The sequence below is a fragment of the Clostridium sp. AM29-11AC genome (assembly GCF_003480545.1).
Taxonomy (GTDB): Bacteria; Bacillota; Clostridia; order Lachnospirales; family Lachnospiraceae; genus Otoolea; species Otoolea saccharolyticum_A.
Genome location: NZ_QUJI01000007.1, coordinates 21,369 through 33,181 on the forward strand (window position 1 = coordinate 21,369; position 11,813 = coordinate 33,181).

The window sequence follows — 11,813 nt, forward strand, 5'->3', positions numbered from 1 at the left end:
CTTAGACCAATCCTTCTCAGGCTTTCTTGTGCCTGGCTTTCCTGTCCCAGGGGTTACCGGCTCTCCAGGAAGGTGATCTCTTTTTCTATCTCAGGAGTGGAGCCATAAACGGAAACCCAGTCTCTTAAAAGCTCCAGGGCCTTTTCAAAATTTCCCTTGTACTCGTAAGCAGCGGCTTCGTTATACTTTAAATCCGGCATTTTCACCTCGTCATTCAGTGTCATTCCCGTTTCAAAGTAAGAGATGGCTTCGTCATACCGGCCCGCTGCCATCATGCACAGGCCCATCCGGTTATAGAGATCGGCCGTGAGGCCTGAGTCAGCCGCGCTCTCATAAAAATCCATGGCTTCCTCATACCGGCCCTGATCCTCGTATGCCTTTCCGATGGCTGACAAGGCCAGAGAGCGGCCTGCCTGGGCCTCAGGTGAGAGAGAGGCTTCCCTGATTGACTTCTGCTTCGGCGCAGAAAAATCGCCGGAAGTCTCCGTCTCTTCCTGGCTGCTTCCTGCCTGGGCCGCTTCCGTCTGGTCCTCTTCCGTCTGAAGGCTGTCTGTTTCCCGGTCTGTCTCCTGAGCTGACTCCTCCTCGCTGCCCTCTTTTCCCCTGTCCGGGTCACTTTCCCCGGCGCCTGAGGTATCTCCCAGAGCGCTTTCGTAGGCTTTAACTGCCCCGTCCAGGTTTCCCGCCATGGCTTCGGAAGCAGCCTGATAGTAGAAGTACTCCGGCTTTCCGTCATCCACATCCGCCAAAATCCCATAGGTATGGGCCGCTGCCGTGAAATCCTCTGTCATATACTCAGCCTCTGCCCTGTATTTTAACACATCCAGCTCAAATTCATTTACGATCCCGTCCGACTCGTCTAAAGCCAGGTCAAAGGAGGCGATAGCCTCCTCATAATTTCCCTGATTCATCTGCTCGATCCCCGCAAGCCTGGCATCCCTGGCGGCCTTTGAGTCCTGGCAGCCGGACATCATAAGAACTGTTGCCGACACGGCAAATATCCAGCCGATCCGTCTTTGAACTCTCATCTGCCCCTCACCTTCCGAAGCCTTCAGGCTTCTTAATTCTTCCCTGTGCTTCCGTGTCCGCCTCTGTTCTCATTGCCCAGGGTTTCTGTTTCCTCGAAGGCAAAGGCAGGCTGATGCTCCATAATACGGAACTGGCAGATCCGGTCATTGACATGGATCACCGTATCCCTCAGCGCATAGGCCGGGAAAAACCACTGGTCCTGATCTCCGCAGTAGGTTTCATCGATGACACCCATATGATTCGTCTGAATCACACCGAAATTTTTGAAGGTGCTGCTCCTGGGCACCACATGGGCCTCGTAGCCCTTTGGAAGCTCCATGGCCACTCCGAGGGGGATCAGGGCAAACTCACCGGCTTTCAGCTCCACATCTTCTGCAGCCCGCAGATCAATCCAGTCGGATTTTCCGTCTATATAACACAGTTTATCAATTTTGTCCGTAAAATATTTAATTCTGATTTTCATCTGTTTTCCTGGTTCCTCTCTTTCATCTCCATTGGTTCTGATTTCCCTGCTATTTTACCATTCCGCCGGGAGAATGTCACGGGTTTTTGGAGACAAAAAATCAGCCTCTTGCCATCCGCTTTGCCGTGTGATACGGCTTCGTTCCTCTCTCACAATCCAGGAAAAGCCAGGTCATATCACGCGGTTTCTGATATGCACTGGCTTTTTTCTGCATTTTTCTCTATATTTTCTGCCTGTCCTCCGTCTGTGTTCCCTCTCAGAACTTACCTTCCGCCTGCTGATGCTGCCTGAGCTTCAGCCCGTCCTGAAAGGCGTTTCCTGCCTTCTCTCTTCTCTTTTCCCTCTTAATCGGCTGCCTGTCAAATCTGTCTCTGCCGGCCGCCCCGAAATTTATATACCCCTACTGGCAGTGAAGCACAACCTCTCCGCTCTCCAGAGATTTCTTCACGTCGATCACCCTCTGGTTTGAGCTTCCCCGCCAGTACAGATCCTCGTTCTTCAGCTCCTCCACGAACCTTCCGTCCACCAGGACATCGGCGAATGCAAGATAAGGCAGCTCTCTCACCTGCTCCCAGTCGTAGCCTGTGTAGAGCCAGATAGTCTTATCCGGAAATCTCTCCCTGATCTCTTCCATCAGCCTGCCGATTTCCTCCCGGTTGCCCGGGTGGAGGGGATCTCCCCCGCTTAAGGTCACACCGGAAATATAGGGTTTCTCAAGCTCTGCAAACAGCTCTGCCTTAGCCTCCCTGTCAAAAGGCAGTCCGCCCTCGATATCCCAGGTCACCGGATTGTGGCAGCCCTTGCAGCCATGGCAGCAGCCCGCCACCCAGAGCACCACGCGAAGCCCGTCTCCGTTTAACATGTCATCCTTCGTTATATTGTGATAGCGCATATCATCTGTCCTCTATCTTTTTTCCTTTATCTATCCGTTCTCGTCCGCTTTCCCGAAGACCCCGAAAACTTCGGGGCCTTCAGAACCGATCTGCCTTTACATGGATTTTCGCTCGGCAATCTCCGCCATCTTCGCATCGTTGAGCCTTGTATCGCCTTTTACGCGGGAATAGCTCAGGTAGCCGTTCATCCTGTCAATCTTTGTGAGGTTCCTGCTGCCGCACTTGGGGCATACGTCCATGTTTAACTCCTCATGGCCGCAGTCATCGCAGTAGGACAGGGACAGGTTCACGCCCTCGTAAAAGCCCATCTTCATAGCCCTGCGCACCAGGGTGCGGATGGCATCTGTGTTGTAGGCAATCGGATATTTCACATACTGGATCTTTCCGCCGTTTGACAGCTCCCAGAAACGGTACTCCAGATCCTGCTTCTGAATCGGGGTAATGTCCTCCGTCACATGGCAGTGGAAACCGTTGCTCACATACTCCCTGTCGGACACATTCTCGATAATTCCGTATTTCTTTCTGAACTGCTTTACCTGTAAGCCGCACAGATTCTCAGCAGGAGTTGCGTAGATGGCATAGAGGTTTCCGTCCTCCTTCTTGAACTGGTTCACCTTGTCATTAATGTGCCGGAGCACCTCCAGGGCAAACTGTCCGTCCTCCACCAGTGACTTTCCGTTGTAAAGCTCCTGAAGCTCGTTGAAGGCAGTAATGCCGAAGGACGCCGTTGCTGTCTTTAACAGAGGCTTGATTTTGTCGTGAAGGCCCAGGTGTCCGCCGTAGAAGCCGCCCTCGCAGTAGGCCAGCGGGTTCGTGGAGGCGCGCATCTCGCCCAGGTAAGCATAGGTGCGGATGTGGATCTTTCGGATCAGCTCCAGATAGTAGTCTAACACCTCATAGAAATCGCGGCTCTCCTGCCTTGCCTTGGCGAGAATCATCGGAAGGTGGAGGCTCACGACGCCAATGTTAAAGCGTCCCACAAAGCGCGGCACGTCGTTCTCGTCCGCCGGCTCCATGCCGCCTCTCTCATACCAGGGAGAGAGGAAGGCGCGGCAGCCCATGGGGGAGATAATCTTTCCATATTTTTTGTACATGCCGGCAATATAGCCCTCGCCGGTCAGGGACAGCCAGTCGGGATACATGGTCTTGGAGGAACAGCGGATTCCCGCCTCAAATACGTCCTCCAGCTCCTTTCCCGGTCCGTGCAGGTTTTCATCGTAGAGGAACACCAGCTTCGGGAACAGCACCGGCTTTTTGTGGCCTTCCTTTCCCTGTCCCTTTCTTCTCACGTCCAGCATGGTGATGGTGGCCATCTTCGCGAAGCGGCTCCTTCCGGTTCCCGCTGTCATGGTAATAAACGGATAGTCTCCGCGGCTGGAGGAAACAGAGTTGAACTTATACTCCCAGCCCTGGAATCCCTGCTCCATATCCCTCTGGACATCGGCCCAGGCCACCTCCTCGGCCTTCTTCTCATTAAGCCCGAGCCCCGTATATTTTTCAATGTATTTTGCATAGGATTTCTCCGCATAGGGCGCCAGAATCTCCTCCACGCTGGGAACCGTAAAGCCTCCGTACTGCTGGCTGGCGGCGCTCAGGACGATATCTCCGATGACGTCAAAGGCCACATCCAGAGTCTTTGGCTCATTGTACCAGAGGTTTCCCATCTCGAATCCCCCTGTCAGCACGCTCTTTACGTCGAAAAGGCAGCAGTTCATCGTATCTCTGCGGGCAGACATATCATGGATGTAGAGATAACCGTCGCGGCAGGCCTGAAGCTCCTCCACCGTCATGAAAAACTTCTTATAGAGCTCCTTATTCAGCTCGTTGAAAATCAGGCTTCTCTTTGTGGATACCAGGGCGCTGTCTGTGTTGGAATTTTCCTTGTCGCCGATATACATGATAGACTGGCTCTTCTTGTAAACCTCATCCAGCATCTGCACAAAGTCCTGCTTATAGTTGCGGTAATCCCGGTAGCTCTTGGCCACGAGAGGGTTGACTCTCTCAAGAGCTCCCTCTACCAGATTGTGCATCTGGGCGATGGGAATCTCAGCAGTCCCAAGAGCCTCTGCCTTCTCCTCCACAAACTGACAGATAAAGTTGAGCTCCGCCTGTGAGAACTGGATCATGGCCCTCTCGGCGGACTTGTTCACTGCCACTACCACCTTCTGGACATTAAAATCCTCCCTGGTTCCGTCCTTCTTTATCACTTTTATCTCGCTGCACTTCATTTCCCTTTACCTCCTTGATATCCTGCTCCTGTGCTGCCTTTTCATAGAATACAAAAGCCGGACACGGCCCGGCTGTCAGCACAATATATTGTATACAATAAACTATATTTAGTCGTATTTATCACTTCAAACACAATATCCTGTGTCATACCTGAACCCTATCGTATCATCTGCCCTATAGGAAGTCAAGAGCCATTTTCCCTCAAAAAATGCTTGACAGGCCGTAAAGCCTTATCCTGTGCGGAAGAAACCAGAAAAACTTTTTTCTGTATACATGCAGGGCTAATCTTTCCTGCCCAGAAGCCAGATGGAAACAGTCTGCAAAACCCGGCACATCCCTGCCCGCTTTCATCGGCACAGGTATAGCTTTCAGCGCAAAAAAACAGAAACGAGACGAACGCCCTGCCTGTCAGGGGCGTCCAGACTGTTTCCGAATTTTCGCCAGCTCTCTATTCCTGCTCCTGTTTTTTCCCTTCGCCTTCTCCTTCGGTTTCTCCCTCTTCCGCTTTCCCATCCTCCTGCTCTGATGCCGCTGCCGTCTCCAGCACAGCCTGCAGCTCCTCCGGGTTCATGGACAGCTCCTCCTCCACCTCCAGCTTGAACTCGTCAAGCTGCTGGGGATCAATCACCGGCAGCTCCTCCATGCTTCCCACACCGAACCTGCGCAGAAACTCCTCCGTAGTGGCAAACAGTGCCGGCCGCCCCGGGGCGTCCAGACGTCCCACCTCATAGACAAGGTTGTACTCGATAAGGCGGTTCACCGCGTGATCCGACTTCACTCCCCGGATCTGCTCAATCTCAATCTTTGTGATCGGCTGTTTATAGGCGATAATGGACAGTGTCTCCAGAACCACGTCTGACAGCACCTGCTTTTTGGGCGCCTTTGCCACGCGGATCAGATTCTCATAATACTCAGCCCTGGTACACATCTGATAGCTGCCTGAAAGCTCGATGATGCGAAGCCCCCTCTTCTCCCTGTCATACCGCCTGGAAAGCTCCGACACCGCCTCTTTTGCCTCCTCCTCGCTTTTTCCGATGGCAGCGGCAAGCTGCCTAAGCTCCACCGATTTTCCCATGGTAAAGAGAACCGCCTCCACTATGGCCTCTTCCCTTTTTAATTCTGCTCCCTCTCTTTTATCCATCGCTTATCTCCCGTTTCTATGCCTCCTGCTTTTATGGCGCCTGTCCCTGGCCGGCAGACTCCCTGGCTGCTGCCGCCCTTCCTGCACCCGGTGCCCCGAATTTTCTCCGTATTCAGCTTTCAGAGCCTGAGCCCTCCTCCCGGAAGTTCTCCGGCGCCTCTTCTTCCTCAGGCTCCAGCGCCTCTATGTACATATCATCGTCTATGGATGCCTGTGACAGGCGGATTCTCCCGACCTTCATCAGTTCCAGCACTGCCAGAAAGGAAACGACGATCTCCATCCTGTCCCTGGAGTATTCCAGCATCTGCCTGAAACTGAACCTCCTGTTTTTTCTGGCATAGGACAGTACGAAGGTGAGCTTTTCTTCCAGACTTACCGGCTCTTTTTTTATGGTTCCAAAGCTGCTTCTCACCGGGTCTCTCCTGTTGTCGCCCCTGCGGAGCACAGATTCGAATATCTCCTGGAGCTTTGCCAGAGTCAGGCCGTCCAGAAGGCTGTCCAGATCCACCGGCTCCTCATATTTTGCCACTTCCTCCGGAATCGTAGGCCCTTTAAACAGAAGGCGCTCCGCCCCCTCTTCCATCTCCTCCAGCTCTCTGGCCATAAACTTATACATCTTGTATTCCAGCAGGCGTCTCACCAGCTCAGCCCTCGGATCCTCCCCTTCCCGCTCCGGCTTTTCCTCCTTAGGAAGCAGCATCCTTGCCTTAATGTCAAGCAGCGTAGCCGCCATCACCAGAAACTCGCTGACTAAGTCCAGATCTCTGGTATCCATGTGGTTCACATAGTCTAAATACTGTTCTGTGATCGTCACAATCGGAATATCGTAAATGCTTACCTTATTTTTTTCGATCAGATGCAAAAGCAGATCGAGAGGTCCCTCGAAATGCTCCAGCTTGTAAGAAATTCCCATATTCTCTGTCCCCTGTGCGCTTTCACACCGTCATCCGTTCCGTTTCATAAAATCTCAGAAAATCTCAGTATAGCAGATTTTCCATTCAAAGTAAACCTGCGTCACAGATCCTGCCATACCTCAGCTGCAGAAGCTGCAGAAATTTCTGCCCTGATAGGGCGTCCATAAGCCTCTGCCCGGATTCATCCCGGCAGGTTCAGCTAACCGTTCCGGCTCCTCCCGGACGATTTCCCTTCAGTATTAAATTTCAGCATTAATTTTTCAGTATTAATTTTTTTCAACAAATCTATATATTTTATGAATTTGAATAATGTATACTAATTATGATACAATAGTCCCACAAAGACGTCAATCGTACTCCTGCCAGACAGCTGTACAAAGGCGGCTTTGGGAGAGCATTTGCTGAAGCCCTCTCTTCCTTCTCATACCAATACAAAGGAGAATTTTGTACTTATGGAAAAGAAAAAGAAAAAGCTGGGCCTAGTTCCTAGGCTGATTATTGCCATTATTCTCGGTATTCTGATTGGTCAGTTCCTGCCGGAGCCGGTCTGCCGTGCCGTGGTTACCGCCTCCGGTATTTTCAGTACCTTTTTGAAATTTGTCATCCCCCTTATGATCCTGGCCTACGTTACCATGGGAATCGCAGATCTGTCCCAGGGTGCCGGAAAGCTGCTTCTCATAACTGTTGCCATTGCCTACGCTTCCACCCTTGCGGCAGGTTCCTGCTCCTATCTGGTTGCAAGGAGTCTGTTTCCGCACTTTATGAGCGAGGGCGCCATGGCGCAGATTGCCGCCACATCCGGCGTTTCCCTTGAACCCTACTTCAGCATCTCCATTATCCCCTTAATGGACACGCTGTCTGCCGTAGTCTTCGCCTTTATGCTGGGACTTTGCCTGTCAGCCATGCGCGGAAGGGAGATCAGCGACACCCTCTACAACGGCATGAAGGACTTCTCAGGCATTATCGACAGGGTGCTGCACACGGCCATCATTCCCTTCCTTCCCCTCTATATCTGCGGAACCTTTGTGGATATGACACGTTCCGGAAAGACTTTTGCCATTCTCGGCATACTCTGGAAGGTATTCCTGGTTGTCATTGTCATGCACCTGATCTGCATTGCCGTGCAGTTCACCCTGGCAGGAGTTATCAGTCACAAGAATCCTGTCACCCTGATCAGGAACCAGATTCCAGGCTACACCACAGCCCTGGGAACCCAGTCCTCCGCGGCCACCATCCCGGTCAATCTGGAATGCGCCAGGGCTGACGGCATCTGCGAGCAGATCCGCAATTTCGTCGTTCCCCTCTGCGCCAATATCCACATGGCAGGCTCCATGATCACCATCACAGCCTGCGCCACTGCCGTCTGTCTGATGAACCAGCTCCCCATCAGCCTGTCCACCGTCATTCCCTTTATCATGACTCTGGGCATTGCTATGGTGGCATCACCGGGCGCTCCGGGCGGTTCTATTATGACTGCCCTGCCGTTTCTCTACATGATCTTCGGCACCGCAGCCGGCGATCCGGACGGCCCTATCTGCGCCATCATGGTTGCCCTCTACATTACACAGGACTCCTTCGGAACAGCCTGCAATGTATCCGGCGACAACGCCATCGGCGTGATTGTAGACACCATCTATCATAAATTTATCGAAAAAAACGCTTAAAGAAGGGAGCTGAATTTCTATGGCTTTTATCAGTGTATTTGACGTTCTGGGGCCCAACATGATCGGCCCTTCCAGCTCACACACAGCCGGAGCTGCCTCCATCGCCCTCCTGGCCCGGAAGATGATGCCGGGCGGCTCCTTAAAACAGGTGGACTTCACCCTGTATGGCTCCTTTGCCAAAACTTACCGGGGTCACGGCACCGACCGGGCGCTTCTCGGCGGAATCATGGGCTTTCACACAGATGACAAGAGGATTCCCGACTCCTTCTCCATCGCCGCCGACCGGGGACTTTTATATACCTTCACCCCAGACGAGACAGAAACAGAGATCCATCCCAATACCGTCGACATCCGCATGACCAGTGACTCAGGCCGTGTGATGACGGTGCGCGGCGAATCTCTGGGCGGCGGAAAGGTCCGCATCACGCGTATCAATCAGGTGGAGGTGGATTTCTCAGGCGAATACAACACGCTGATCGTAATTCAGCGGGACAGGCAGGGAGTCATCGCCCATATCACCGACTGCCTCAACCGGGCCAATATCAATATCGCCTTCCTGAAGCTCTTTCGTGAATCCAAAGGGAGCACCGCCTACAGCATTGTGGAATTTGACGGCATCCTCCCTGAAGGCATCCCGGACCGGATCAAGGAAAATCCCGATGTGAAAGATGTCATGCTGATACAACTGTAAGGGAGGAAGGAAAATCATGGATTTTAAGAATGGAAAAGAACTGCTGAAATTGTGCCAGACACACCGTCTCCCTATCTCTGAGGTGATGAAGCTAAGAGAGTGCGAACTGGGGGAAACCACCGACGAACTTGTCTGTGCTCGCATGAAGCGGGTGCTGGAAATTATGAAAGAGGCTGCTTTCTCTCCCATCCTCTCCCCTAAGAAGTCCATGGGGGGCCTTATCGGCGGGGAAGCCAGACTTTTGAGTGAACACCGGGCAAAGGGAGAGAATATCGGAGGCGGCGTGCTGGACCGGGGCATCGCCTACGCCATGGCTGTTCTGGAGGTCAACGCTTCCATGGGCCTCATCGTGGCAGCTCCCACGGCGGGCTCCTCAGGCATTGTCCCAGGCCTCTTACTGGCCTTAAAGGAGGAATATCACATCTGCGATGACAGAATCGTTGACGTGCTGTTCAATGCCGGTGCCGTGGGCTACCTGGCCATGCGCAACGCTACCGTAGCAGGGGCTGTAGGCGGATGTCAGGCCGAGGTCGGCGTTGCGTCGGCCATGGCTGCCTCCGCCGCAGTGGAACTGATGGGAGGCTCCCCATCTCAGTGTCTGGATGCTGCCTCCACAGTTCTCATGAATATGCTGGGCCTTGTCTGCGATCCTATCAGCGGCCTGGTGGAATGTCCCTGCCAGGGGCGGAATGCAGCCGGAGTCGCAAACGCCCTGGTAGCCGCGGAACTGGCCCTCAGCCATGTGCGCCAGCTTATCCCCTTTGACGAGATGCTGGAAGTGATGTACAGCGTGGGAAGACGCCTTCCCCCGGAGCTGCGGGAGACAGCCATGGGAGGCTGCGCCACCGCCCCCTCCGCCTGCGGCCTCTGCGGCAAATGTTCGCCGTAATTGAATTTATCCACAAAAAAGTGTGCGCCTTGGCGCACACTCGCGCCGAGCGCGGTTGCCTTCAGGCAATTTTTACCTTGCGCGCGAGTGCGCATCAACGTCATTTTTGTTCAATAGGAAATGAAATTTCCTATTGAACAAGAAAGAATCCTGCTTCGCAGGATTCTCCGCCTGCGGCGGGTCGCGAAAGCGACATTTTCCTTTTCGCCGCAGTGCGATCCCCGCGGAGCGTTTTAATATAACAGGGAACGAAGTTTCCTGTTATATTAAAAAGGGAGAAGATTTTCTGTCACAGCGAAATCACAGAAAATCTTCTCCCTTTCTCTCTATCTGCCCTTCTTCAGCCTGATATGAACCAGCTGAGGCCTGTTGTTCAGCCTGATATTAATCGAATGGGTCCCCAGTCCCCTGCTTACGATCATCGTCTTTTTCTCTCTGTCAAACTGTCCCGCACACCACGGCAGAAAAAACTGATACTGAGGCGTCATAACGCCCCCCAGAAAGGGAAGACGGATGGTGCCGCCGTGGAAATGGCCGCAGAGCGTCAGATCGGCTCCCCACCTGCGGCAGCAGTCAAAAAACAGCGGAGAATGAAGCATCAGAATCTGAAATCTTTCCCTGTCAGCCTTCCCCACATGGCGTTCCAGCTCCCCTTCCTCCATCTGCGGCACTGTAAAGCGGTGGCGGTAATAGCGCTCTTTCATGTTGCAGCCTGTGATTCTCATATCCTCCCCCAGGCAGGCCGAGCAGTCTGACAGATAGGTGACTCCCGCCTGCTCAAGGGCCTCCCGAAACCGGTCGTAGCTGTTCCCGTAATGTTCTCTCTCACGGTTCATCCTCTCCTCATGGTTGCCGTTTGCATAGTATACGGGATACTTTGACGCCAGCCTCTCCACCAGGTTCAGGCAGACCGTAAGATCCAGCTTTCCCTTTTTGCACACCATCATATCTCCGCCGATCAGCACGGCATCCGGACGAATCCTGTCAATTGCCCTGAGAAGCCTTTCGTTTTCCTCCCCGAACTCATTACTATGTAGGTCGGAGAGAAACACAAGGTTCCTCTCCGGCGTTTTTAGCTTATCAGACGAAATCTCAAACGTTTCCGTGACAAAATGACGCTTTTCGTATTCTGATCGGGCAAAAGAGGCCGCCGCCGCTGCAGACAGAGCTGCTGCCGCTGTCCTGAATAAATCCATAATTCCTCCAATCTCTGAATGCCTGGCCTGGCTTTCTGCACTTTCTTTGTCTTTTATCCTGCTGCCTTCTAAAGGTTCTTCCAGGGCTTATAGGCCCCGGCATAGGGGGTAAGCTCCATGCGGATAAACCAGCCCTGTTCATGCTCGCAGACCGGACAGTATTTCGGCGCAAAGGTTCCGTGATACACATAGCCGCAGTTTAAGCACACCCAGCCCGTCTCCACCTCAGAGGCAAAGAGCTGGCCCCTCTCCAGAAGGCCTGCAAACAGATCAAACCGGTCACCGTGGGTTTTCTCTATATCTGCCACCATGTGGAATACCTGTCCCACCCGGTCAAAGCCTTCATCCAGGGCAATATCCCCGAACTGCTTGTAGACATTCTCATATTCCTCAAATTCATTGTGTCTGGCGGCTTTCAGCAGATCCAGCGTGCGGTCGTAGGTATCCACCGGATAGCCGCCGTCAATGTGTATGGTATCTCCTGTCATCTCCTGTAAAAATTTGTAAAACAGTTCTGCGTGTTCCTTCTCCTGATTGGCTGTAAACTGGAATACCGCCTGGATGACGGGAAAGCCTTCCTTTTTTGCCGCTGATGCCGCAAAGGTATAGCGGTTTCTTGCCTGGCTCTCACCTGCAAAGGCCCTCATCAGATTTTTTGCCGTCTCGCTGGTCTTTAAAATCGGTTCCATGCAAATCCCTCCTGA

11 protein-coding genes are annotated in these 11,813 nt (G+C 53.0%); 3 read left to right on the plus strand and 8 right to left on the minus strand.

Annotated elements, in window-relative coordinates:
• Positions 1-53: 53 nt before the first annotated feature.
• The 6 genes from DW757_RS07225 to DW757_RS07250 all read right to left on the minus strand — a co-directional run bounded on the left by DW757_RS07225 (position 54) and on the right by DW757_RS07250 (position 6,668).
• Entirely contained in the window at positions 54-1,028 is a 975-nt protein-coding gene (locus DW757_RS07225; RefSeq protein WP_118751379.1) for a tetratricopeptide repeat protein, read from the minus strand.
• A gap of 32 nt (positions 1,029-1,060) precedes the next feature.
• Positions 1,061-1,492, minus strand: a complete 432-nt coding sequence (locus DW757_RS07230) for a dUTP diphosphatase (protein WP_015574426.1) — start codon at positions 1,490-1,492, stop codon at positions 1,061-1,063.
• Between the two features lie 400 nt (positions 1,493-1,892).
• Positions 1,893-2,384 carry an anaerobic ribonucleoside-triphosphate reductase activating protein gene (gene nrdG / locus DW757_RS07235; RefSeq protein WP_015574425.1) on the minus strand — a complete coding sequence of 164 codons (492 nt, stop codon included), beginning with the start codon at positions 2,382-2,384 and terminating at the stop codon, positions 1,893-1,895.
• Positions 2,385-2,480: 96 nt separating this feature from the next.
• Positions 2,481-4,613, minus strand: a complete 2,133-nt coding sequence (gene nrdD / locus DW757_RS07240; protein ID WP_008395772.1) for an anaerobic ribonucleoside-triphosphate reductase — start codon at positions 4,611-4,613, stop codon at positions 2,481-2,483.
• A gap of 449 nt (positions 4,614-5,062) precedes the next feature.
• Positions 5,063-5,755 (minus strand): SMC-Scp complex subunit ScpB, encoded by a 693-nt coding sequence (scpB, locus tag DW757_RS07245; protein ID WP_015574424.1) that lies wholly within the window; start codon positions 5,753-5,755, stop codon positions 5,063-5,065.
• A gap of 112 nt (positions 5,756-5,867) precedes the next feature.
• Positions 5,868-6,668, minus strand: coding sequence for a segregation/condensation protein A (locus tag DW757_RS07250; RefSeq protein ID WP_021966121.1), 801 nt, complete (start codon positions 6,666-6,668; stop codon positions 5,868-5,870).
• A 453-nt stretch (positions 6,669-7,121) separates the two neighbouring features.
• On the opposite strand from DW757_RS07250, the gene DW757_RS07255 reads away from it, so the two are divergent.
• From DW757_RS07255 to sdaAA, 3 genes are read left to right on the plus strand one after another with little or no spacing between them, the layout of a single operon-like run.
• Entirely contained in the window at positions 7,122-8,333 is a 1,212-nt protein-coding gene (locus DW757_RS07255; RefSeq protein WP_118751416.1) for a dicarboxylate/amino acid:cation symporter, read from the plus strand.
• A 19-nt stretch (positions 8,334-8,352) separates the two neighbouring features.
• The gene (sdaAB, locus tag DW757_RS07260; protein ID WP_008395790.1) at positions 8,353-9,024 is read left to right on the plus strand and encodes an L-serine ammonia-lyase, iron-sulfur-dependent subunit beta; all 672 of its coding nucleotides are present in this window, start codon (positions 8,353-8,355) and stop codon (positions 9,022-9,024) included.
• Between the two features lie 16 nt (positions 9,025-9,040).
• Entirely contained in the window at positions 9,041-9,913 is an 873-nt protein-coding gene (gene sdaAA, locus DW757_RS07265; RefSeq protein ID WP_118751380.1) for an L-serine ammonia-lyase, iron-sulfur-dependent, subunit alpha, read from the plus strand.
• 326 nt (positions 9,914-10,239) lie between these two features.
• On the opposite strand, the gene DW757_RS07270 is transcribed toward sdaAA, so the two are convergent.
• Complete coding sequence (locus DW757_RS07270; RefSeq protein ID WP_118751381.1) at positions 10,240-11,109, minus strand: metallophosphoesterase; 870 nt, start codon at positions 11,107-11,109, stop codon at positions 10,240-10,242.
• Between the two features lie 68 nt (positions 11,110-11,177).
• A complete protein-coding gene (rbr, locus tag DW757_RS07275; RefSeq protein WP_008395793.1) occupies positions 11,178-11,798 on the minus strand; it encodes a rubrerythrin in 621 nt (206 codons plus the stop codon).
• Positions 11,799-11,813: the final 15 nt, after the last annotated feature.

Excerpts from the sequence above, each read along its gene's own strand:
- DW757_RS07225 (WP_118751379.1), bottom strand. The coding sequence starts at position 1,028 with ATGAGAGTTCAAAGACGGATCGGCTGGATATTTGCCGTGTCGGCAACA.
- DW757_RS07230 (WP_015574426.1), bottom strand. The coding sequence starts at position 1,492 with ATGAAAATCAGAATTAAATATTTTACGGACAAAATTGATAAACTGTGT.
- nrdG (WP_015574425.1), bottom strand. The coding sequence starts at position 2,384 with ATGCGCTATCACAATATAACGAAGGATGACATGTTAAACGGAGACGGG.
- nrdD (WP_008395772.1), bottom strand. The coding sequence starts at position 4,613 with ATGAAGTGCAGCGAGATAAAAGTGATAAAGAAGGACGGAACCAGGGAG.
- scpB (WP_015574424.1), bottom strand. The coding sequence starts at position 5,755 with ATGGATAAAAGAGAGGGAGCAGAATTAAAAAGGGAAGAGGCCATAGTG.
- DW757_RS07250 (WP_021966121.1), bottom strand. The coding sequence starts at position 6,668 with ATGGGAATTTCTTACAAGCTGGAGCATTTCGAGGGACCTCTCGATCTG.
- DW757_RS07255 (WP_118751416.1), top strand. The coding sequence starts at position 7,122 with ATGGAAAAGAAAAAGAAAAAGCTGGGCCTAGTTCCTAGGCTGATTATT.
- sdaAB (WP_008395790.1), top strand. The coding sequence starts at position 8,353 with ATGGCTTTTATCAGTGTATTTGACGTTCTGGGGCCCAACATGATCGGC.
- sdaAA (WP_118751380.1), top strand. The coding sequence starts at position 9,041 with ATGGATTTTAAGAATGGAAAAGAACTGCTGAAATTGTGCCAGACACAC.
- DW757_RS07270 (WP_118751381.1), bottom strand. The coding sequence starts at position 11,109 with ATGGATTTATTCAGGACAGCGGCAGCAGCTCTGTCTGCAGCGGCGGCG.
- rbr (WP_008395793.1), bottom strand. The coding sequence starts at position 11,798 with ATGGAACCGATTTTAAAGACCAGCGAGACGGCAAAAAATCTGATGAGG.